Source organism: Pseudomonas sp. FP2294 (assembly GCF_030687625.1).
GTDB classification, from domain to species: domain Bacteria; phylum Pseudomonadota; class Gammaproteobacteria; order Pseudomonadales; family Pseudomonadaceae; genus Aquipseudomonas; species Aquipseudomonas shahriarae.
In genome coordinates, this window is record NZ_CP117441.1 from 923,150 (window position 1) to 944,175 (window position 21,026).

Annotated in this window: 18 protein-coding genes and 1 pseudogene; 9 read left to right on the top strand and 10 right to left on the bottom strand. The window is 61.7% G+C overall.

Annotated features, from left to right (window positions below; all coding sequences use genetic code 11):
- Positions 1 to 108 precede the first annotated feature (108 nt).
- On the top strand, positions 109 to 861 hold the full coding sequence (locus tag PSH73_RS03920) for a hypothetical protein (protein WP_057442069.1): 753 nt from the start codon (positions 109 to 111) through the stop codon (positions 859 to 861).
- On the top strand, positions 854 to 1,306 hold the full coding sequence (gene rimI / locus PSH73_RS03925; protein ID WP_057442068.1) for a ribosomal protein S18-alanine N-acetyltransferase: 453 nt from the start codon (positions 854 to 856) through the stop codon (positions 1,304 to 1,306). Before PSH73_RS03920 ends, rimI begins: the two co-directional genes overlap by 8 nt.
- Positions 1,307 to 1,380: 74 nt before the next feature.
- On the opposite strand, the gene PSH73_RS03930 is transcribed toward rimI, so the two are convergent.
- A complete protein-coding gene (locus PSH73_RS03930) occupies positions 1,381 to 1,785 on the bottom strand; it encodes a hypothetical protein (RefSeq protein ID WP_057442067.1) in 405 nt (134 codons plus the stop codon).
- 151 nt (positions 1,786 to 1,936) lie between these two features.
- Between PSH73_RS03930 and can the strand changes: the two genes are divergently transcribed.
- Positions 1,937 to 2,581: a carbonate dehydratase gene (gene can, locus PSH73_RS03935; RefSeq protein ID WP_057442066.1), complete on the top strand. Its 645-nt coding sequence runs from the start codon at positions 1,937 to 1,939 to the stop codon at positions 2,579 to 2,581.
- Here can and PSH73_RS03940 read toward each other — a convergent pair.
- From PSH73_RS03940 to PSH73_RS03955, 4 genes are all read right to left on the bottom strand, one after another.
- A complete protein-coding gene (locus PSH73_RS03940; protein WP_057958259.1) occupies positions 2,578 to 3,102 on the bottom strand; it encodes a hypothetical protein in 525 nt (174 codons plus the stop codon). The two genes, can and PSH73_RS03940, sit on opposite strands and share 4 nt — an antisense overlap.
- A 168-nt stretch (positions 3,103 to 3,270) precedes the next feature.
- Positions 3,271 to 4,440 carry a hypothetical protein gene (locus PSH73_RS03945; protein ID WP_305461977.1) on the bottom strand — a complete coding sequence of 390 codons (1,170 nt, stop codon included), beginning with the start codon at positions 4,438 to 4,440 and terminating at the stop codon, positions 3,271 to 3,273.
- 261 nt (positions 4,441 to 4,701) lie between these two features.
- A complete protein-coding gene (locus PSH73_RS03950; RefSeq protein ID WP_128593259.1) occupies positions 4,702 to 4,911 on the bottom strand; it encodes a hypothetical protein in 210 nt (69 codons plus the stop codon).
- A gap of 200 nt (positions 4,912 to 5,111) precedes the next feature.
- The gene (locus tag PSH73_RS03955; protein ID WP_057442063.1) at positions 5,112 to 6,530 is read right to left on the bottom strand and encodes a short-chain fatty acid transporter; all 1,419 of its coding nucleotides are present in this window, start codon (positions 6,528 to 6,530) and stop codon (positions 5,112 to 5,114) included.
- A 199-nt stretch (positions 6,531 to 6,729) separates the two neighbouring features.
- Between PSH73_RS03955 and PSH73_RS03960 the strand changes: the two genes are divergently transcribed.
- Together PSH73_RS03960 and PSH73_RS03965 are read left to right on the top strand one after the other, a co-directional pair.
- Positions 6,730 to 8,013, top strand: a complete 1,284-nt coding sequence (locus tag PSH73_RS03960; protein ID WP_169990523.1) for an MFS transporter — start codon at positions 6,730 to 6,732, stop codon at positions 8,011 to 8,013.
- A 297-nt stretch (positions 8,014 to 8,310) separates the two neighbouring features.
- Entirely contained in the window at positions 8,311 to 9,207 is an 897-nt protein-coding gene (locus PSH73_RS03965) for a cation diffusion facilitator family transporter (protein WP_057442058.1), read from the top strand.
- Positions 9,208 to 9,210: 3 nt separating this feature from the next.
- On the opposite strand, the gene PSH73_RS03970 is transcribed toward PSH73_RS03965, so the two are convergent.
- Complete coding sequence (locus PSH73_RS03970; RefSeq protein ID WP_057958264.1) at positions 9,211 to 9,885, bottom strand: heavy metal response regulator transcription factor; 675 nt, start codon at positions 9,883 to 9,885, stop codon at positions 9,211 to 9,213.
- Positions 9,886 to 10,068: 183 nt separating this feature from the next.
- On the opposite strand from PSH73_RS03970, the gene PSH73_RS03975 reads away from it, so the two are divergent.
- The 3 genes from PSH73_RS03975 to PSH73_RS03985 are packed head-to-tail and all read left to right on the top strand — an operon-like array spanning position 10,069 to position 15,641.
- On the top strand, positions 10,069 to 11,292 hold the full coding sequence (locus PSH73_RS03975) for a TolC family protein (RefSeq protein WP_057442054.1): 1,224 nt from the start codon (positions 10,069 to 10,071) through the stop codon (positions 11,290 to 11,292).
- A gap of 17 nt (positions 11,293 to 11,309) precedes the next feature.
- Positions 11,310 to 12,473, top strand: coding sequence for an efflux RND transporter periplasmic adaptor subunit (locus PSH73_RS03980; protein ID WP_120731596.1), 1,164 nt, complete (start codon positions 11,310 to 11,312; stop codon positions 12,471 to 12,473).
- 18 nt (positions 12,474 to 12,491) lie between these two features.
- Positions 12,492 to 15,641 (top strand): CusA/CzcA family heavy metal efflux RND transporter, encoded by a 3,150-nt coding sequence (locus tag PSH73_RS03985; protein WP_220172697.1) that lies wholly within the window; start codon positions 12,492 to 12,494, stop codon positions 15,639 to 15,641.
- A 94-nt stretch (positions 15,642 to 15,735) separates the two neighbouring features.
- Here the strand turns inward: PSH73_RS03985 and PSH73_RS03990 are convergent, their stop codons facing one another.
- The 4 genes from PSH73_RS03990 to PSH73_RS04005 form a co-directional block, all read right to left on the bottom strand.
- Positions 15,736 to 17,142 carry a heavy metal sensor histidine kinase gene (locus PSH73_RS03990; protein WP_057442049.1) on the bottom strand — a complete coding sequence of 469 codons (1,407 nt, stop codon included), beginning with the start codon at positions 17,140 to 17,142 and terminating at the stop codon, positions 15,736 to 15,738.
- Complete coding sequence (locus PSH73_RS03995) at positions 17,139 to 17,813, bottom strand: heavy metal response regulator transcription factor (protein WP_057958269.1); 675 nt, start codon at positions 17,811 to 17,813, stop codon at positions 17,139 to 17,141. Before PSH73_RS03995 ends, PSH73_RS03990 begins: the two co-directional genes overlap by 4 nt.
- Before the next feature lie 291 nt (positions 17,814 to 18,104).
- Positions 18,105 to 18,278, bottom strand: coding sequence for a hypothetical protein (locus PSH73_RS04000; RefSeq protein ID WP_169990520.1), 174 nt, complete (start codon positions 18,276 to 18,278; stop codon positions 18,105 to 18,107).
- Between the two features lie 185 nt (positions 18,279 to 18,463).
- Positions 18,464 to 19,792 (bottom strand): OprD family porin, encoded by a 1,329-nt coding sequence (locus PSH73_RS04005; protein WP_305461983.1) that lies wholly within the window; start codon positions 19,790 to 19,792, stop codon positions 18,464 to 18,466.
- Between the two features lie 448 nt (positions 19,793 to 20,240).
- Here PSH73_RS04005 and PSH73_RS26940 point away from each other — a divergent pair.
- Positions 20,241 to 20,879 (top strand): annotated as a pseudogene (locus PSH73_RS26940) (PAS domain-containing protein); the annotation flags it as partial.
- Positions 20,880 to 21,026: the final 147 nt, after the last annotated feature.

Here is a 21,026-nt window from a genome sequence, read left to right on the forward strand (position 1 = left end):
AACGGTGGGCGATCATCGTCGAAGGGCGGTAGAATCTGCGCTCTTTAGTTATCCACAAGTGGCCGAGCCTTGCTTATCGAGTCCCGACGTCGCGCTTACTTGACTGCCATGCAGGTGGTCAACTGGCTGCCGCGCACCGAATTGCCCTTTGCCGCGCCGTCGCGGCCCGAACTGCTGCAGGCGCTGGAAGCCTTCGAGCCGTTCGACGCCTCGGGTGAGGAAGCGGCGGCGCCGGTTGCGCTGGTCAAACCCGTGGCCGAGGTGCCTGTGCGGCCGTCGGAGCGGGTCAAGATCGAAGTACCACGCCCCTCGACCGCGCCCAAGCCCGCTGCCGTGGCCGACGATGCCCCGGCCCCGGTGGCCAAGGCCCCGGTCGTGCCGCCACCGCGTTTTGCCCTGCAGTTGCTGCGGGCCGGGCGTTGCCTGTTGCTGGTCGAGTTGCCGACCGGCGAGCGCTTCCAGACGCGTGACCCGGCCTACCTGCTGCTCAAGGACATGCTGCGCGCCGCCGGCCTGCCCGACAGCCCGCAGATCGTCGGCGAGCCCGTGCGCTGGCCGCTGCTGGTGCGCGGCAATATGGACCAGGGCCCGGACGCCGCGCGTGATTTTGTGCAAGGTTTTGTCTCGGCCCGCCTGGAAGACGAACCCTGCGTGTGCCTGTGGCTGATCGGCCTGCCGGCCGTGCGGTTTGCCGGCGAAGCCGACGCCGAGGCCTGGTACCGCGAACTGCAGGTCGAAGGCCTGGGCTCGGTCTGGGCCTTGCCGGGCCTGGAATTATTAATGGAAGAGCCACAGCGTAAGGCTGATGTCTGGCAAGCCATGCGCCGGCTGATGGCGCGCTGGAAAACAACCGATGAGTGAGGCTTTATCCTTCCGCCCGATGACCGAGGCTGACCTCGACGCCGTGCTGAAAATCGAATACGCGGCGTTCAGCCACCCCTGGACCCGGGGCATCTTTCTCGATGGGCTGGGCAAGTACCAGATCTGGTTGATGTTCGAAGGCGAGCAACAAGTGGGCCACGGCGTGGTGCAGATCATCCTCGATGAAGCGCATTTGCTGAACATCACCGTCAAGCCGGAAAACCAAGGGCGTGGCCTGGGCCTGGCCTTGCTGGAGCATCTGATGTCGCGGGCGTATGCCGCCCATGCACGGGAGTGCTTCCTGGAAGTGCGCGACAGCAATACCGGGGCTTTCCGCCTGTATGAGCGCTACGGTTTCAATGAAATTGGCCGTCGTCGCGACTACTACCCGGCCGTCGGTGGCCGCGAAGACGCAGTCGTCATGGCCTGCACCCTGGTCGACTAACACACACGATCCCCTGTGGGAGCAGGCAAGCCAGCTCCCACACCGCCATGCTTCACCATAAGTCTGGCGCTGTGTCAGCGGTTGCCGTCGACCGGATCAATGTCCGCCAGCTCTGCCTCATCCAACCCATTACCGCCGCCAATCTCATCTTCATCGACGATGCTCAGGTCCCAATCGGCCGGTTCGTCTTCACCTTCTTCCAGGGCATCGCGCGCGCCGTCTTCCTGAATCAGCGTTTCGGGGCTCATATCATCATCCGTGGATTCATGATCCGCCGTCGAAGCCCCAGTCATCCCAGCCTCGCGTACCCGTTCGTCGGGCATCAGCTGCTCGCGCTCGGCACGGGGGATCTCATCGCCGATTTCCGCCGTCGGCGTCTCCTCGTCAAAATCCAGCTCCCGCATCGAGCCCATGCGATCTTCGTTGTCATCAATCGGTTCGGGCTGCGTAGCGCCGTACGGACGTCGTGATTCAGTCATGGTCAATCCTCATACTGTGGGGCTTATAGTGTGTGGACAGGCAGGGCGCCCCAAGATTCAAGTCATTACCGACCGGCTATCTTTATAGACGGCGTGACCCGGACGGGCGGTCGTCTGTCAAAGCTGCGCATCATTCCTGAGGCTTTCCCTGATGAACGAACTACAAGACCTGCTTGATAACAACGAACGCTGGGCGGATGCGATCAAACAGGAAGATCCCGAATTCTTCGCCAAGCTCGCCCGCCAGCAGACCCCGGAATACCTGTGGATCGGCTGTTCGGACGCCCGGGTGCCGGCCAACGAGATCGTCGGCATGTTGCCGGGCGACCTGTTTGTGCACCGTAACGTGGCCAATGTGGTGCTGCACACCGACCTCAACTGCCTGTCGGTGATCCAGTACGCTGTGGATGTGCTCAAGGTCAAACATATCCTGGTCACTGGCCACTATGGCTGCGGCGGCGTGCGCGCCTCGATGCAGGACCGCCAGTTCGGCCTGATCGACGGTTGGTTGCGGTCGATCCGCGACCTGTACTACGAGAACCGCGAAGTACTGGCCCAGTTACCTACCGAAGAAGAACGGGTCGATCGCCTGTGTGAACTCAATGTCATCCAGCAAGTCGCCAATGTCGGTCACACCAGCATCGTGCAGAACGCCTGGCATCGCGGGCAGAGCCTATCGATCCACGGGTGCATCTACGGGATCAAGGACGGCCGCTGGAAAAGCCTCAACGCCACCATCACCGGCTTCGAGCAACTGCCGCCGCAGTACCGCCTGCGTCCGGTGGAGGCCCTTTAAGAGCGTTTGCGCTGGCGCCACTGTTCCATAAACAGTTGGCCTTCCCGGTTAAGCGGCTCTTTCATGCCGGTGATCCAGCCCCGGCAGTTCCCCGCGCCGCAACGGCACGGGAACTGCCGGTACAGCACATCCTCGGTGGTGGCGTAATCCATGGTCAGCAGCGTGCCAGGGCGGATGGCCTGGATCGACCATAGCTCCAGCTCGCTGATGTCGAGGAACACATTCGGATCGCACGAATGCAGGAGCAGGCCGCTGAACCACGGGTCGTACAAGTGGATGCGTGAAGACACCTGCAGCGTGTGCAAGCGCCGTTCACCCAGGGCGTGCCCGGAAATTTTGGCGATTCGCACACGGCTGTCGAAGGCCACTTTGGCCTTGATCCCGGTTCCGCGCCCATTGCGGGTGTGTACCACCTCAAAGTTTTGACGCGAGGGGTAACCTTTTTTCGCCAACAGTGCTGCGAAGGGGTACAGACAGTCACTGGCCGCAGCGGGCGCCTCTTCCATGATCTGGGTTTTCATAGCATTCCTTGTCGGGCTGCATCGACCTCCTGGTGTTGCTATGACTGCCAGTCTTGCAGCAAATGGGCACCGCTCAAGGTTTGCGCAAAAAAAAGCCGATATCTACTGTCAAATCTGACAGTAGGTATCGGCTTTTTTGCGTAAGACACTGGCGATAAGGGCAGGAGCCTACAGCGCCGGCGCCGCGACAGAAGCTTCTGGCAGAGGGCTTTTCAGGCGCTTGAGCTGGGGCTTGATCGAGGCGCTGGTGCATTTTTCCTTGGCCTGCTCGGCGGACAATTCGCGCACCGAGGTGTAGAACAATTCGCAGGTCTGCTCCTTGCGCGTCACCTGCCAGGTGTTCATGCAGCCCTTGAGCAACACATTGGGGTCGCTGGCAGGCTTTTGCCCCATCCCGGCTTGCCAGCAGGCCGCGCTCAAGTCCTGGCCCATGACTTTCAAGCCGGCCTCGTCGGCTTTCTGTTCGTCGCCGTCGTAGCTGTCCGGGTTGGCGGCGTACCAGATGTAACTGGGGTGATTGGCCCCCAGCACTGCGACTTTACTGCCTTCGGCCGGGCTGATTTGCGTCAGGCCCAGTACCCCGAGGGTTTGCCCGTAGTGTTGCTGGATCCAACTGCGCACGGGTGCACCGAAAGCGACCATGGGCAGCGGGCCAGTGGGGTGCAGGCTCAGTTCCCGGACAACCCGGGTCTGATACTCGCTGAAGTAGCTGTAGACCCCCTCCAGATCCTTGCCCGCCGTGGAGGGGGCGGCAATGGGCGCGATATCAATGATGGTCTGGTATTCCGGGGTCTGGGTCGCCGGTATACCGTTGGCGCTCAGTAGCGTGGCCCAACGGTCGGTGGTGGCTGATTCCAGATAGTCCTGGTAGTGGGTCAGGGAGTAATCCGGCGGGAAGTGCATCAACTCGATGCTCTTGCGGTTTTCCAGGGCCATGCCCAGCGGCAGGAACAGGTACCAGCTAAATTGCCACTTGCCATCGCGGTTGAGCCGGCTGGCGCCCTCGTAAGCCAGGTCGGCGGTGTTCAGCAACGCGGTCAAGGGCTGCCCATAGCCATCGGGCACCCCGGTAAAGCGCGCGCGGACCTGACCCTGTTCGGTCTTCACACTGACCCTGGCCCGGCTGTAGCCATCGCGCTGCAGGCTCTGGGTCAGATAGTGTTCGACGGTCTGTTCCAGGGTCAGCGGCCGAAAGCAGATCACGCTGCAATTGTTGGGGTAGGCGAACAATTGCGTGACCCGTTGTGCCGTGCCCAGATCAAGTTCGACGTCGGCTTGTACGACCGTGCTCACAGCAAGTGCGACAGAGGTGAAGGACAGCCTGGTCAGTTTAAACATGCATGTTTCCTTGTCAGCTAATGCCCGTCTGCGCGGGATGAATGCCCACCTTCACACAGTAGCGGCTGACCGGGAAAATGCCTCGGAAAATGCGGTTTTTTTGCAGGGCCTGGCCGCCTCGCTATAACGTGAAGTGCTGCGCGTTGCTGTGGTTGTCCATGAATGTGCAACTAGGCTTGAGGTCGTCGCGTTACTTGTAAGTATTCAATGCAGGCTGTGAAGCTCCAGGGCTTGAGGGGGATCACAGCCTCTATAAAGGAATCAGCCTTTAAACGCTGCAACAGGCTTGAAAAGGTTTTTGTTAGGGTTTGACTCTGCAAATACTATTCTTCCCGCCGGCTGGCCGAACGCCGGTTTGAATTGTCTGAATTTTTTCAACGCGGGATTTTGCTGTGGGTTGACATCTTGGGTATTGCCAGCCTCAGCGCTGTTTTGAGGTGTGGGCGTAGTAGCGGTAGGTGCGATATTCATCGGTATGACTCCAGTTGTAACTCTAAATAATTAGTTGTGGTCTCTTAGTTAAGTTGAAGAGTGTCTGGTGCTACTAAAAGACACTGTTAGGTGGCCCGTCATTAACGCGTGGTTCCCTTCCTGAAATATTCAGAGGGAACAACGGCGCTCAATGTCGACCTGGATGCACCCGTCACAACGACGGGTGCGGCGTCCAATGATTAAGGCATTACCGGCGGCATGTACTTCAACGTCGTCCCCAGCGCCCACAGCAGGAACAACACCAGCGGCGTGTGCACCAGCAGCTGCACAAACGAGAAGCCGATCAAGTCCCGCGCCTTCAGCCCCAGTACCCCCAGCAATGGCAGCATATAGAACGGGTTGATCAGGTTCGGCAGGGCCTCGGCGGCGTTGTAGATCTGCACGGCCCAGCCCAGGTGGTATTGCAGGTCATTGGCCACCTGCATCACATAGGGCGCCTCGATGATCCACTTGCCACCGCCCGACGGAATAAAGAACCCCAGTACCGCCGAGTACACGCCCATCAGCAGCGCGTAGGTGTCGTGGGAGGCGATGGAAGTGAAGAGGATCGAGATATGGTGGGCCAGGGTCTGGCCGTCGCCGCCCTTGACCACGGTAATCAACGCCGCGATGGAGCCGTACAGTGGGAACTGGATCAACACCCCGGTGGTGGTGGGCACCGCGCGCGCCACTGCGTCGAGGAAACTGCGCGGGCGCCAGTGCAGCAGGGCGCCGACCATCAGGAACAGGAAGTTATAGGTGTTGAGCCCCGAGATCGCGCTGATCGCAGGCTTGGTCGAAAACTCGTGGAACAGCCAGCCGGCGGCCAGCAGTGCCAGGAGGATGGTCAGCAGCGGGCTGTGCTCCAGCCATTCCCCCGGGCGGGTTGGCGGTTGTAGCTTGGGCAGGTTGAACGCCGGGTCCACGCCACAGGCCTTGGCATCACGGGCCGAGTTGGGCCCCGGTGCGGTGACGTAGGCGATGATCAGCGACACCACGATCAGTGCCAGCAACAGCACCCCCGATTGCCACAAAAAGATCGTGTCGGTGAAGGGGATGGTCCCGGTGATCGCCAGGATCGACGGCGGCAAGCTGGCCGGGTTGGCCTGCAATTGCGCGGCCGATGACGACAACCCCAGCGCCCACACGGCGCCCAGGCCCAGGTAAGCCGCCGCGCCAGCGGCGCGATAGTCCATGCGCAAATCCGTGCGCCGGGCCAGGGCCCGCACCAGCAACCCGCCGAACACCAGGGACAGGCCCCAGTTGAGCAGCGACGCGACCATCGAGATCAGCGCCACCCACGCCACGGCCGAGCGGCCGTTTTTCGGGATGCGTGCCAGGCGATCAATCAGCTTTACGGCGGGCGGCGAACTGGCCACCACATAGCCGCCAATCACCACAAAGGCCATCTGCATGGTGAACGGGATCAGGCTCCAGAAACCATCACCAAAGGCCTTGGCAGCGTCGGTGGGCGCAGCGCCCATGCCCAGAACCGCCACGGTGACAATGATCACCGCCAGGGCGGCAAACACCCAGGAGTCGGGAAACCAGCGTTCGGCAAAATTGGAGCAGCGCAGGGCAAAGCGGGCATAACGGCTATCTTCGATAGGGTCGGCCATGTGGGAGTACCTCTTGTAGTTATTATGCAAGCGTCGGGGTGTTGGCAAGGTATCGCTGCATCTTGGCCCACGGCTATTTATTTGGGAATGTTGTTATTTTCATGGATCAATGAGTAAAACGAATATATCGGCGGCGATTGCCAGGATCCGGTTCAGCTCATAACCTGCACGCCATTTTGTTTGTCTGCCGAGCCTCTTCATGACTGCCACCGCTTATCCACAGGCGCAGCGTTTTTCCCGCTCCGACTACAAAACCCTGGGGCTGGCTGCCCTGGGCGGTGCCCTGGAAATCTACGACTTCATCATTTTCGTATTTTTCGCCCTGACCCTGAGCCAACTGTTCTTCCCCCCGGAAATGCCCGAATGGCTGCGCCTGCTGCAGAGCTTCGGGATTTTTGTCACCGGCTATCTGGCGCGCCCACTGGGCGGGATCCTGATGGCGCACTTTGCCGATCACCTGGGGCGCAAGCGCGTGTTCAGCCTGAGTATCCTGATGATGGCCTTGCCGTGCCTGCTGATCGGGATCATGCCGACCTACGCGCAAATCGGCTATTTCGCCCCCCTGATTTTGCTGGCGCTGCGCGTCCTGCAGGGCGCGGCAGTGGGCGGTGAAGTGCCCAGCGCCTGGGTGTTTGTCGCCGAGCACGCGCCCGCCGGCCATCGCGGGTATGCCTTGGGGTTCCTGCAGGCCGGGCTGACCTTCGGTTACCTGCTGGGGGCCTTGACCGCGACATTGCTGGCGCAGATGTTCACCCCTGAACAGATCCTCGATTACGCCTGGCGCTTTCCGTTCCTGCTGGGCGGTGTGTTTGGCGTGATCGGCGTGTGGCTGCGGCGTTGGCTGAGTGAAACCCCGGTGTTCCTGGCCATGCAGGCGCGCCGCCAGGCCGACGCCGAACTGCCGCTGCGCACGGTGTTGCGTGACCACCGCCAGGCATTGCTGCCGGCCGTGTTGCTGACCTGTGTGCTCACCTCAGCGGTGGTGGTGCTGGTGGTGATCACGCCGACCATGATGCAGAAAACCTTCGGCATGAGCCCCAGCCACACCTTCGCCCTGAGTGCATTGGGCATCGTTTTCCTGAACATCGGTTGTGTGCTGGCCGGCCTGCTGGTGGACCGCATCGGCGCCTGGCGCGCGGTGCTGGTCTACAGCCTGCTGTTGCCGGTGGGCATTGCCGTGCTCTATGCCAGCCTGATTGCCGGCGGCGTGTGGCTGGGCGCGGCCTATGCCATCGCGGGGTTGAGTTGCGGGGTGGTGGGGGCGGTGCCCTCGGTGATGGTCAGCCTGTTTCCGGCACCGGTGCGCGTGTCGGGGATTTCCTTTACCTACAACATTGCCTACGCGCTGTGGGCGAGTACCACGCCGTTGATGCTGATCGCCTTGATGCCCACCAGCCCGTGGATCTGCGTTTTCTACTGTGTGGTGATGGGCGCGGTGGGCGTGGCCAGCGCATTGCGGTTTAGCCGGCGCCCGGTTTTTTAAAGCCGCCGCATTCCCCCTGTGGGAACGGGCTTGCCCGAATGCCGATCAGTTAAGCGAACGCAATGCTCACAGCAGTGAAGATCAAATGTGGGAGCGGGCTTGTCGGATCGCCGCATCGCCGCGAAGACGTCGGCCCAGCCAACATTGATGTTGACTGACCCACTGCTTTCGCGAGCAAGCCCGCTCCCCCATGTGGTTAACACCCCGCTGGCAGCGTTATGACAATTGTGAAATCCATACCAAAGGTTTCCCCTTATCGCTCTATGATCAGCGCACATCCCCCCACGAGGACATGCCATGAGCGCAGGACACAGCCACGCCACCGTACGCGCCGGTCATGAACGCAAGTTATGGATGGCCCTGGGCCTGACCGGCAGTTTCATGATTGCCGAAGTGATCGGCGCCTTTGTCACCGGCAGCCTGGCGCTGTTGTCCGACGCCGCCCATATGATGACTGACGCCCTGGCCCTGGCCATTTCCCTGGTGGCCATCCAGGTGGCCAAGCGCGCTGCGGACCGCAAGCGCACCTTTGGCTATGCGCGCTTCGAAATCCTCGCCGCCGCGTTCAACGCATTGCTGCTGTTCGGGGTGGCGTTCTACATCCTCTATGAGGCTTACCTGCGCCTGCAGGCACCGGCCGAAATCCAGTCCACCGGCATGCTGGTGATTGCCGTGCTGGGCCTGATCGTCAACCTGATTTCCATGCGCCTGCTCAGCGCGGCCAGTGGCGAGAGCCTGAACGTCAAGGGCGCCTACCTGGAGGTCTGGAGCGATATGCTCGGCTCTATCGGGGTGATCATTGCCGCCGTGCTGATCATGTTCACCGGGTGGGGCTGGGTCGACTCGGTGGTGGCCGCCGCGATTGGTTTTTGGGTGGTGCCGCGAACCTGGACACTGCTCAAGGCCAGCATGAACGTGCTGCTGCAAGGTGTGCCGGACGGCATTGATATCGACGCGGTAGAGCAGGCCATTCACGCGGTGCCTGGGGTCAGGGAGGTGCATGACTTGCACATCTGGGCCCTGACCAGCGGCAAGAACGTGCTGAGCACCCATCTGGTGGTGGACCCGGCGCAGGGCAGCGAGCAACAGGTCCTCGCCCAGGTGACGGAATTGCTGCATGAGCAATTCGATATTTCCCACGTCACCATTCAGATCGAAGGCGCGGGCTTTCATCAGGAACCCCTCACGCACTGACCGCTATTCGCGCTCTTCCAGCACGTAGCCCACCCCGCGCAAGGTATGGATCAACTTGCGCTCGAACGGGTCGTCGATCTTTGCGCGCAGGCGGCGGATCGAGACCTCGACCACATTGGTGTCGCAATCGAAGTTCATGTCCCACACAAACGAGATGATTTGCGTGCGTGACAGCACCACGCCGCTCTGGCGCATCAGCAGGTGCAGCAAGGCAAACTCCTTGGTGGTCAGGTCGATCCGCTGGTTGCCGCGAAAGGCCCGGTGGCGACCCTGGTCCAGTTCCAGATCGGCCACCCGCAGCACGTCCGGCACTGCGCTCTCGATGCTGCGGCGCATCAGGCTGCGGACCCGGGCCAGCAGTTCGGGAAACTCGAAAGGCTTGACCAGATAGTCGTCGGCGCCCAGTTCCAGGCCTTTGATTTTGTCGGCCAGGCGCCCTTGGGCGGTGAGCATCATGATGCGTGTGTTGCTGCTCTGGCGGATGCGTTGCAACACCTCCCAGCCGTCCATCAGCGGTAGGTTCACATCCAGGATCACCAGGTCATAGGCGTATTGCCGCGCCAGGTGCACACCGTCGGCGCCGCTGGCCGCGCAGTCGACCACATAGCCACTTTCGCTCAGTCCCTGAAGCAAGTACTCCGCCGTTTTCAGTTCATCTTCGATAACCAGGATTCGCATGTAGAGCGTGCCTCGGGGCAGGAGAAAGGATCTGCATAGTTGCGCGCAGATTAAAGCAAAAGCCCGGAACAGAGCCTTTGCTAACGGATTTGTAATGTTCCGGCCACCCCTCTGATAAGGAGCGAAAGCTACATTGCCCCTGCTTGGATTTGTCCGCCAACTCATGGGTGTGGAACGCTTGTTATGCCAACGTTTTTAAGAACAATTGTGTGCTCTGTAGTGGGGGTCTTGGCGCTGTCCCAAGTGGCAAGCGCCCAGACCCTGACCCTTGAATCGGCCCTGCAAAGTGCGTTTGCCGGCAACCCGGACCTGGCCGCAGCCCAGTGGGAAATCGAGATTGCCCAGGGTGGGCGGCAACAGGCCGGGCTGATCCCCAACCCGGTGGCCTCCTGGGACGCCGAAGACACCCGCCGCAGCACGCGCACCACCACCGTCAAGCTGAGCCAGACCCTGGAGTTGGGTGGCAAGCGCGGGGCACGCATCGACGTGGCCTCGCGGGCACAAGATGCGGCCGCCCAGGAACTGGAACAGCGGCGTAACCTGCTGCGGGCCGAGGTCATCGAGGGCTTTTATGGCGCGCTGCGGGCCCAGGAACGCCTGGAGCTGGCCCAACGCTCGATGGCGCTGGCCGAGCGCGGCCTGGTGATTGCCAATGGCCGGGTCACGGCGGGCAAGGCGTCGCCGGTCGAAGCCACCCGCGCCCAGGTACAGCTCTCGGAAATCCGCCTGGAGCGCAGCCGCGCCGAGATTGGTGTGAGTGATGCCTATCGCCGCCTGGCCGCCATCACTGGCAGCGCCAACATCGGCTTTGAGCGTGTCGAGTCAGGGGCCCTGAACACCCCGGCGTTGCCTTCGGCCACCCAACTGCTGGCGCGCCTGGAGAGCACCGCCGAGCTGCGCCTGGCGGAGCTGCAAATCCAGCAACGGGAAGCCGGCCTGGGCCTGGAAAAGGCCCAGCGGATTCCCGACCTCGACGTGTCCATCGGCAGCCAGTACGACGCCAGCGTCCGTGAGCGGGTGAACCTGGTGGGCGTATCGATGCCGATCCCGCTGTTCAATCGCAACCAGGGCAATGTACTGGCCGCCAGCCGCCGTGCCGACCAGGCCCGGGATTTGCGCAACGCCACCGAGCTGCGCCTGCGCACCGAAACCCGCCAGGCCCTGGACCTGTGGGCGACGGCCAACAGTGAAGTGCGCGCGTTCAACCAAGTGATCCTGCCCGCCGCCCAAAGCGCGGTGGACAGCGCCACCCGTGGTTTTGAGATGGGCAAGTTCAACTTCCTCGAGGTACTCGACGCCCAGCGCACCTTGATCGCCGCCCGCACCCAATACCTCGCCGCACTCGCCCAGGCCACCGATGCCTGGGTGCGCATCGAACGGATTTACGGCGACCTCGCCCGCATTTGATCTTTCAGGAGTTCCCCATGAACAAACTACAAGGCCTGGCTTTGGCCGTTGCAGTGGCCGTCGCCCTCGGGGCGATAGTGTTTTGGCCGGCCACCAGCGTGGCGCCTCAGGCACCGGTAGCGCACGTCGAAGCACCGGAGGAAGAAGAGGAAGAGGGTGTGCTGGTGCTCAATGAGCAGCAGATCCAGGCCGCCGGCATTCAACTGGCCAAGGCCCAACCCCGGCAAATCAGCAGCGTGCTGTCGTTGCCGGGCGAGGTGCGATTCGATGAAGACCGCACCTCGCATATCGTGCCCCGTGCAGCGGGTGTGGTGGAGTCGGTCAGGGTCAACCTTGGTCAGAAGGTCAAGCAGGGCGAGCTATTGGCGGTGATCGCCAGCCAGCAGATTTCCGATCAGCGCAGTGAGTTGGCCGCCAGCGAACGCAGGGTCGAGCTGGCCCGCACCACCTTCCAGCGTGAGCGCCAGTTATGGCAGGACAAAATCTCTGCCGAACAGGATTACCTGCTGGCCCGCCAGACCCTGCAAGAAGCCGAGATCGCCCTGAACAATGCGCGGCAAAAGATGAATGCCTTGAGCGGCAGCGCGGTTCTGGTCGGCGGCAATCGCTATGAGTTGCGTGCGCCGTTTGCCGGGGTGGTGGTGGAAAAACACCTGGGTGTCGGCGAAGTGGTGAGTGAGACCAGCGCTGCCTTCACCCTGTCGGACCTGTCCCAGGTGTGGGTCACGTTTGGGGTGTTTCCCAAGGACTTGAACAAGGTCCAGGTGGGCCGGCCGGTGAAGGTCAGCTCCACGGAAATGGGCACCGATGTGATGGGCACCGTGGCCTATGTCGGCAACTTGCTGGGCGAGCAGACCCGCACCGCAATGGTCCGGGTCAACGTACCCAACCCCGACGACTCGTGGCGCCCCGGGTTGTTCGTGGCGGTGCAGGTGGCCACGGATACCTACTCGGCGCCGGTCACCGTGCCGGTGGAGGCGATCCAGACCGTGGAAGACAAACCGTCGCTGTTTGTGCGCACCGCCGAAGGCTTCGCCACCCGCCACGTCGAGCTGGGGGTCAGTGAAAACGGCTTCGTCGAAGTGCGCCAGGGCCTGGAGGCCGGCGCCCAGGTGGCGGCCGTTGGCAGCTTCGTCCTCAAGTCCGAGCTGGGCAAGGCTTCGGCCGAGCACGCCCATTGATCCTGCGAGTGATTGCCCATGTTTGAACGTCTGATTCAATTTGCCATCGAGCAGCGCATCATCGTGCTGCTGGCCGTGTTGCTGATGGCCGGTGTCGGCATCGCCAGCTACCAGAAACTGCCGATCGACGCGGTGCCGGACATCACCAACGTCCAGGTGCAGATCAACTCGGCGGCGGCCGGTTTTTCGCCGCTGGAAACCGAGCAGCGCATCACCTTTCCCATCGAAACCGCCATGGCCGGCCTGCCGGGCTTGCAGCAGACTCGTTCACTGTCGCGCTCGGGGCTGTCCCAGGTCACGGTGATCTTCAAGGACGGCACTGATCTGTTCTTCGCCCGGCAACTGGTGAATGAGCGGCTGCAAGTGGCCCGCGAGCAACTGCCGGACGGCATTGAAACGGCGATGGGGCCGATTTCCACGGGGCTCGGGGAAATATTCCTGTGGACCGTGGAGGCTGAAGACGGCGCGCGCAAGGAAGACGGCTCGGCCTACACCCCGACGGACCTGCGGGTGATCCAGGACTGGATCATCAAGCCACAGTTGCGCAACGTGCCCGGCGTGGCCGAGATCAATACCATCGGCGGCTTTGCCAAGGAATACCAGATCGCCCCGGACCCCAAGCGCCTGGCGGCCTACAACCTGACCTTGAGTGATCTGGTGACGGCGCTGGAGCGCAACAACACCAACGTTGGCGCCGGGTATATCGAGCGCAGCGGCGAGCAGTTGCTGATTCGCGCGCCGGGGCAGGTGGCGTCCATCGACGACATCGCCAATATCGTGATCAACACCGTGGACGGCACGCCGATCCGCGTGCGCAATGTGGCCCAGGTCGATATCGGCCGTGAGCTGCGTACCGGTGCGGCCACCGAAAATGGCCGTGAAGTGGTGCTCGGCACGGTCTTTATGTTGATCGGCGAAAACAGCCGCACCGTGTCCCAGGCCGTGGCGAAAAAGCTCGAAGAGATCAACCGTTCACTGCCCGAAGGCGTGGTCGCGGTCACGGTTTACGACCGCACCAACCTGGTGGAAAAAGCCATCGCCACCGTGAAGAAAAACCTCTTCGAAGGTGCGCTGCTGGTGATCGTGGTTCTGTTCTTGTTCCTCGGCAATATCCGCGCGGCGTTGATCACCGCGATGGTGATTCCGCTGGCCATGCTGTTCACGTTTACCGGGATGTTCACCAACAAGGTCAGCGCCAATCTGATGAGCCTGGGCGCGCTGGACTTCGGGATTATCGTCGATGGTGCGGTGGTGATCGTCGAGAATGCGATCCGCCGCCTGGCCCATGCGCAGCAACGCCACGGCCGCCTGCTGACCCGCAGCGAACGCCTGCACGAAGTGTTCGCCGCCGCCAAGGAAGCGCGCCGTGCGCTGATCTTTGGGCAATTGATCATCATGGTGGTGTACCTGCCGATCTTCGCCTTGACGGGCGTGGCCGGGAAAATGTTCCACCCCATGGCGTTCACCGTGGTCATGGCCTTGCTGGGCGCGATGATTCTGTCGGTGACGTTTGTCCCCGCGGCGATTGCGCTGTTCGTCACCGGCAAGGTCAAGGAAGACGAAAACTGGGTGATGCGCAACGCGCGCCGGGGTTATGCGCCGGTGCTGGATTGGGTGATGGCGCACCGTACGTGGGCGTTTGGCCTGGCACTGTTGACCATCGTGCTCTCCGGCGCCGTGGCCAGCCGCATGGGCAGCGAGTTTATCCCCAGCCTCAGCGAAGGTGACTTCGCCCAGCAAGCCTTGCGCGTGCCGGGCACCAGCCTCACGCAGTCGGTGCAGATGCAACAGCAACTGGAAAAAACCTTGATGGAACAGGTGCCGGAAATCCAGCGGGTATTTGCCCGTACCGGCACCGCAGAAATTGCCTCCGACCCGATGCCGCCGAATATTTCCGACGCCTATCTGATGCTCAAACCCAAGGACCAGTGGCCGGATCCGAAAAAATCCCGCGAAGCCCTGATCGCCGATATCCAGCGCGCCAGTGCGATTGTGCCGGGCAGCCAGTACGAGTTGTCGCAACCGATCCAGCTGCGGTTCAACGAGTTGATTTCCGGGGTGCGCAGCGATGTGGCGGTGAAGGTGTTTGGCGATGATATGGCGGTGCTGAACAAGACTGCCGGGGAGATTGCCGAAACCTTGCAGAAGCTCGATGGTGCCTCGGAAGTGAAAGTGGAACAGACCTCCGGCCTGCCGGTGCTGACCATCAACATCGACCGCGACAAGGCCGCGCGCTTTGGCCTGAATGTGGGCGATGTGCAAGACACCATCGCGGTGGCCGTGGGTGGGCGCCAGGCCGGCACGATGTACGAAGGCGACCGACGCTTTGACATGGTGGTGCGCTTGTCGGAAACCCTGCGTACCGATATCGAGGGCTTGTCGCGGCTGTTGATCCCGATCCCGGCGCTGGCCGGCAATACCACGGGGCAATTGGGCTTTATCGCCTTGTCGCAAGTGGCCAGCCTGGACCTGGTGCTGGGCCCGAACCAGATCAGCCGCGAAAACGGCAAGCGCCTGGTGATCGTCAGCGCCAACGTGCGGGGGCGGGATATCGGTTCCTTTGTTGCCGAGGCGGAAAACGCGTTGGCGACACAGGTGAAAATCCCCGCCGGCTACTGGACCACCTGGGGCGGCCAGTTCGAGCAACTCAAGGAAGCGTCCGAGCGCCTGCAGGTGGTGGTGCCGGTGGCATTGCTGCTGGTGTTCGGCTTGTTGTTCATGATGTTCAACAACCTCAAGGATGGGTTGCTGGTGTTCACCGGGATTCCCTTCGCCCTGACCGGTGGGATCATGGCGCTGTGGTTGCGCGATATTCCGTTGTCGATTTCCGCCGGGGTGGGATTTATCGCGCTGTCGGGGGTGGCAGTGCTCAATGGCCTGGTGATGATCGCGTTTATCCGCAACCTGCGCGAGGAAGGGCGTTCGCTGACGGTGGCGATCAACGAGGGGGCACTGACCCGTTTGCGCCCGGTGTTGATGACCGCGCTGGTCGCGTCCCTCGGGTTTATCCCCATGGCCCTGGCCACCGGCACCGGCGCTGAAGTGCAACGGCCACTGGCGACGGTGGTGATTGGCGGGATTATTTCTTCGACGCTGCTGACGTTGCTGGTACTGCCTGCGCTCTACCACTGGGCCCATCGTCGCGATGAGGAGCAGGAGCCCCAGTGACCTTGGGGGAGCGGGGCAAGCCCCTCACCACAACAAACCCCCTGCTGGCCATGGCAAGCATGTTCAGCAGGGGGCCGGACCACTAAGAGGGTTGCTACGGGGCTTTTGGGGCGGCAGACAGGGCGGGGAATATCAGTCGGAACGAGGTCACGCCACCCAGCACGCTGGTGGCCTCGGCCTGGCCCTGGTGCAGGCTGATGATCGAACGCACAATCGCCAGGCCCAGCCCGGTGCCGCCCTCGCTGCGGGCGCGGCTGTTGTCGGCGCGGTAGAAACGTTCGAACAGGTGGGGCAGGTGTTGCGCTTCAATGCCTGCGCCAGGGTTGCTCACGGTGAGTGAAACGCGCTGGTCGTGGCTGTCGATCTGCAATGCAATGCCAGAGCCGTGCGGGCTGTGGCGGATCGCATTGGACAGCAGGTTGGAAATGGCCCGCTGGATCATCAGCCGATCCCCCAGGACCCAGGCGTCGCCGGCCAGGTTCAGGCGCAACCCTTTGTCTTCGGCGCTCAAGGCAAACAGGTCCATGACCCGCAGCGCTTCATCCCGCAGGTTCACCGTGGTAAACGACACCCGCGCCGCCGGATGGCTGACCTGGGCGAGAAACAGCATGTCGGCGACGATCCGCGCTAAGCGGTCCAGCTCTTCGGTGCTGGACTCCAGCGCCGATTTGTACTCGTCGGGCGCCCGGGCGCGGGACAGTGTCACCTGGGCCTTGCCCATCAGGTTGGTCAGGGGCGCACGCAGTTCGTGGGCCAGGTCGTCGGAGAATTGCGACAACTGCTGCACACCGGCATCCAGCCGGTCGAGCATCACATTGATGCCCCGCGCCAGTTCGCTGAGTTCCCGGGGCAGATTCTCGACGGCCAGGCGATGGCTCAGGTCCTGGGTGGTGACTTTGCCGGCGACGCGGCTGAATTGCTGCAACGGTGCCAGCCCGCGCTGCACCAGCCACCAGGCGCCCATGCCGATCAGGATCAGCAACAGCGGCAGGGCGATAACCGTGGATTGCAGATAGGCACTGAGCAGCGCCTGGTCGTCGGAGCGGTCCAGGGACAGCAGCACCCGCACCTTCTCCCCGGTGTGCAGGGGCATCAGGCTCGACGCGCTGAGGATCTGGTTGCCGCGCCCATCGGTCCAGTTGAAAAAGCCCAGGGTCGGTCTGGCGGCAAAGTCGAGCAGCAAGGGTTCCTGGGGTTTGGCGCCGACGCTCAGCAGCACCGTATTGGCGGGCGACGGGCCGATGATGGTCAGGTAGAAATTGTCGTGGCCCATCACCAGGTCCAGTAGCGAATGGGGCCGGGCGCTGATGTCGCGGGTGTTGAGATCCTGCAGCAGGCTGTGCTGGATCTGCTCCATCTTGCTTTCCAGGCCCTTGCGCGCGAGGTTTTCCAGCTCGTGGGTGAGGGCCAGGTACGCCAGGGTCGCCAGCAACAGCACCAGGCCGGCGCCCATCAGGCTGACGGTGAGCCCCAGGCGCATGGATAAACTGCCAGGTCTCATTGGCGCGCTTCCAGCACATAGCCCACGCCACGAATGGTATGGATCAACTTGACCTCGCTCTGGTCGTCGATCTTGGCCCGTAGCCGGCTGATCGACACCTCCACCACGTTGGTGTCGCAGTCGAAGTTCATGTCCCACACCAGGGAAATGATCTGCGTGCGCGTCAGGACCTCGCCGCTCTGGCGCATCAAAACCTGCAACAGCGTGAACTCCTTGGTGGTCAGGTCGATGCGCCGCGTGCCCCGGTACGCTCGGTGGCGACGTGGGTCCAGCTCCAGGTCCGAGACGCGGAATACTTCCGGCAGCGCAATCGGCTCGCTGCGTCGCAGCAATGAACGCACCCTGGCCAGCAACTCGGGAAACTCGAAGGGTTTGACCAGGTAATCATCGGCGCCCATGTCCAGGCCCTTGATCTTGTCGGCCAGCCGGCCACGGGCGGTGAGCATCATCACCCGCAAGGTGTTGTTGCGGCGCAGTTGTTCCAGCACCTGCCAGCCGTCCTTGCCGGGCAGGTTGACGTCAAGGATCACCAGTTCGTAGCGGTGTTGCTCGGCCAGGTGCAGGCCGTCGATGCCGCTGGCGGCACAATCGACGACATAACCACTTTCACTCAAGCCTTGATGCAAGTAGTCGGCAGTTTTTGGCTCGTCCTCAACCACAAGGATACGCATGCAGATTGACCTCATACTGGTAAGCGGATAGGCGACGGGAGCTACGCGAGATAAGGGCTGTAGTCCCAAAAGTAGGAAAATTCTGAGCCTTGAAGCTACTTCAGGGTCAAGGCGCATCCCGCGCAATCATGCTGTTTGGGCACAGGTGCGACGATTGGTCGCTGTGGGCGGGGCTTTGACTCCACTGGGCAGGCAAAAAAAAGCGCCCGTGAGGGCGCTAAAAATTCATCTCCTTCCAAAGGAGCTCCACAAAAAAAGCTTCAAGAGATGAATGTGCTCGGAGTGCGCCGCTCAGGTCGAGGGCGCGGGTGTTTGCTGGGCTAGCACTTGGGTGCCATGGATTTGTTGCTGTTGCTGGCGAAATTCAGCCAGCAACTGACGGGAGCGCTCGCCGCCATCGTCGGCCAGCGCTGCGGTGGAGGCCGCAATGAGCAAACCGGTGAATAAACTATGCAGTACCTTCATCAACCTTCTCCGCAAAAGACCCGTGCCGTTAGTTGCCCAAAGCTACTCGGCCGGTCGATGCGGGCAGTATATGAAGTGCAACTTAACGAGAACGTGAGGCGCATATTACAGTTCTGACAGACTGCCAATTGTGAAGAAGTGCTAGTCAACGGCAAGTGAATGTAAGCACTTGCCGTTGGGGCCTATCAGAGGATGGCCAGCGGGTACTCCATGATCAGCCGGAACTCTTCCAGGTCTGATTCAAAGGCACTGGAGCGCACCGTGGCCTGGCGAATGCGCAGGGACAGGTCTTTCAAACTGCCGCCCTGAAATACATATTTGGCCTCGATGTCGCGCTCCCAGCGGCGCTGGTCAGTCAGCGGGTCGCCCGCGGCATCACGGCGCATATATACCGCGTTGGCGTTGCTGTAATCGGCGCCGGTGCCTTTGCCATAACGGGTCATGAACGACAGGCCGGGAATGCCGAAGGGCTGCATATCCAGGTCGTAGCGCAGCGCCCACGAGCGCTCCTTCGGCGAGTTGAAATCGCTGTACTGGATCGAGTTGTCGAGGAAGATCGAGTCCGACTGGCGCAGGTAGTCGAAGTCATTGTTGCCGTTGTTGCGCTGGTGCGACAGGGCCAGGCGATGGGCGCCGACCTTGACCCCGAGCTTGGCACTCCAGATGTTGTTGTTGAGTTCGCCCAGCAGTTTTTTACCCTCGTCCTGGGTGTTGTAGTAGTTGAAACCGCCAAACAGCGAGACTTCTTCCGTCAGCGGATAGCTGGCGGCGGTGCCGAAGTAGTACTGGTCCCAGGCGTCTTTCAAGCGGCTGCTGTAGAGGCTGAGGCTCAGGTGCGGGTTCAACTGATAGTCGCCACCGAAGTAACCGACCCAGGGCGAGTTGAGGTTGCCGGCATAAAACGTCGCGAAGCCTTCACGCATACTGCTGCTGTTCGGCTGGCTCATGGCGTGCAAGCGTCCGCCCTGCAGGGTCAAGCCTTCCAGGCTGGTGTTTTCCAGGGTCACGCCGCGAAAGCTTTCCGGCAGCAGGCGTGAGTCGCCGTAATGCACCACCGGGGTTTGTGGAAAGACATCGCCGACTTTGACCACCGTATCCAACAGGCGCATTTTTACGGCACCGCCGAGTTTGCTGTAGTCGTCTTCAGGGCGATTGTCGCTGTCCACCGGCAACATGTCGAAGGAACCCCGGCCGCCGCTGCGCCCGGTGCCGGAGTCGAGCTTCAAGCCATACATCGCAAAGGCATCCAGGCCAAACCCTACAGTGCCTTGGGTGAACCCGGACTCGAACTTGCCGATCAGGCCCTGGGCCCACGCCTCTGAGTAGCCGTTGCCGGTCGGGCTGGACTGGCCTTTGCGGTCATCGCGGTTGAAGTAAAAGTTGCGTGCCAGCACGTTCAACGTACTGCCTTCGATAAAACCCTCGGGTTTATCTCCTGCGGCCATGCCCGCCAGCGGTGCAGCGCTGGCCAGTGCCGCAATGATGGAAAGGGAAAGTGTGCGGTTAGTACGCATGTATCGCTCCTCGGTGTTGGCAGCTATGAGCTTTTTAGTCGCCTGGGGCGTTCTTATTGGAGAGCTGTCCCTGATAAGGGGAGCCCGGCTCATAGTTGCAAACAGCGGATAACGCCGAGGTGGCATGCGCATTACAATTTTGCCAGCTCCACACGGGATGACGGATTGGCAATCCGCACGCGAGCCCCCTGAAACGCGGCGTTGGTTACCTTGGAGTCCCAGGTCCTGAGGCGGCCCCGTCACAACGGCTGTTGAGGGACTGAAAAAATAGTTGAGTCGAACACTCAAGCCCTCTTCAGAAAACGCCAGAAGCGCCGATGGTTAGATAAACCACTCATCTCTGCCCTCTGGTGTTCCTATGTTCAATACCCGCTTGAAGCAGGAGCTGTCCGCTCTTCGCGAAGAACTGTCCAGCCTTCAGCAGGTCCAGGAAAGCCTGGAGAGCGAGATGCTGGCACTGAGCCTGGACCCCGAGGGCCGGATCGAGTCGGTCAACCAGAACTTCCTCGACGAAATGCTCTACAAATCCAGCGACCTGCTGGGCCATGCCATTCACGGGTTTGTGCCCGAGCATGTGAAACGCGATGAATTCCAGCAGCGCTTCAACAACGCCCTGAGCCGTGGCGAACACTATGCCGGCACCGTGCGCCTGTTGCGCGGCAACGGCAAGGAGGCGTGGTTGCGTTCCATCGTGCAGCCGGTGCGGAGCTCGGATGGGCGCATCAAGCGGTTTTCGGTGTACTCCAGCGACCTGACCCGCACCATCGAAGCCTCCCGCGAGCACGAAAACCTGATCACCGCCCTGGTGCGCTCCACGGCGGTGATCGAGTTTGACCTCAATGGCAACGTGCTGGCTGCCAACGAGCGTTTCCTGCAGGGCATGGGTTACAGCCTGGCGCAGATCCTGGGCAAGCCGCACCGTATGTTCTGTGAACCGCAGGATTACAACAGCGCCGAGTACCAGGCGTTCTGGAAGCGTTTGAACAGCGGTGAGTTTGTGGCCGGGCGCTTCAAGCGTGTCGACGCCCATGGTCGCGAGGTCTGGCTGGAAGCGTCCTATAACCCGGTACTGGATGCCAATAACCGGCTGTACAAAGTGGTCAAGTTCGCCACGGTGATCACCGACCAGATCAATCAGGAACGCGCGGTGGCCGAGGCTGCCAACATTGCCTACAGCACCTCGCTGCAAACCGACAGCAGCGCCCAGCGCGGTACCGCCGTGGTCACCCAGGCG

Excerpts from the sequence above, each read along its gene's own strand:
- PSH73_RS03945 (WP_305461977.1), bottom strand. The coding sequence starts at position 4,440 with ATGTTTAAACTGACCAGGCTGTCCTTCACCTCTGTCGCACTTGCTGTG.
- PSH73_RS03940 (WP_057958259.1), bottom strand. The coding sequence starts at position 3,102 with ATGAAAACCCAGATCATGGAAGAGGCGCCCGCTGCGGCCAGTGACTGT.
- PSH73_RS03985 (WP_220172697.1), top strand. The coding sequence starts at position 12,492 with ATGTTTGAACGTCTGATTCAATTTGCCATCGAGCAGCGCATCATCGTG.
- PSH73_RS03975 (WP_057442054.1), top strand. The coding sequence starts at position 10,069 with ATGCCAACGTTTTTAAGAACAATTGTGTGCTCTGTAGTGGGGGTCTTG.
- PSH73_RS03980 (WP_120731596.1), top strand. The coding sequence starts at position 11,310 with ATGAACAAACTACAAGGCCTGGCTTTGGCCGTTGCAGTGGCCGTCGCC.
- PSH73_RS03950 (WP_128593259.1), bottom strand. The coding sequence starts at position 4,911 with ATGAATATCGCACCTACCGCTACTACGCCCACACCTCAAAACAGCGCT.
- PSH73_RS04000 (WP_169990520.1), bottom strand. The coding sequence starts at position 18,278 with ATGAAGGTACTGCATAGTTTATTCACCGGTTTGCTCATTGCGGCCTCC.
- PSH73_RS03990 (WP_057442049.1), bottom strand. The coding sequence starts at position 17,142 with ATGAGACCTGGCAGTTTATCCATGCGCCTGGGGCTCACCGTCAGCCTG.
- PSH73_RS03965 (WP_057442058.1), top strand. The coding sequence starts at position 8,311 with ATGAGCGCAGGACACAGCCACGCCACCGTACGCGCCGGTCATGAACGC.
- can (WP_057442066.1), top strand. The coding sequence starts at position 1,937 with ATGAACGAACTACAAGACCTGCTTGATAACAACGAACGCTGGGCGGAT.
- PSH73_RS03970 (WP_057958264.1), bottom strand. The coding sequence starts at position 9,885 with ATGCGAATCCTGGTTATCGAAGATGAACTGAAAACGGCGGAGTACTTG.
- PSH73_RS03995 (WP_057958269.1), bottom strand. The coding sequence starts at position 17,813 with ATGCGTATCCTTGTGGTTGAGGACGAGCCAAAAACTGCCGACTACTTG.
- rimI (WP_057442068.1), top strand. The coding sequence starts at position 854 with ATGAGTGAGGCTTTATCCTTCCGCCCGATGACCGAGGCTGACCTCGAC.
- PSH73_RS03930 (WP_057442067.1), bottom strand. The coding sequence starts at position 1,785 with ATGACTGAATCACGACGTCCGTACGGCGCTACGCAGCCCGAACCGATT.
- PSH73_RS04005 (WP_305461983.1), bottom strand. The coding sequence starts at position 19,792 with ATGCGTACTAACCGCACACTTTCCCTTTCCATCATTGCGGCACTGGCC.
- PSH73_RS03960 (WP_169990523.1), top strand. The coding sequence starts at position 6,730 with ATGACTGCCACCGCTTATCCACAGGCGCAGCGTTTTTCCCGCTCCGAC.
- PSH73_RS03955 (WP_057442063.1), bottom strand. The coding sequence starts at position 6,530 with ATGGCCGACCCTATCGAAGATAGCCGTTATGCCCGCTTTGCCCTGCGC.
- PSH73_RS03920 (WP_057442069.1), top strand. The coding sequence starts at position 109 with ATGCAGGTGGTCAACTGGCTGCCGCGCACCGAATTGCCCTTTGCCGCG.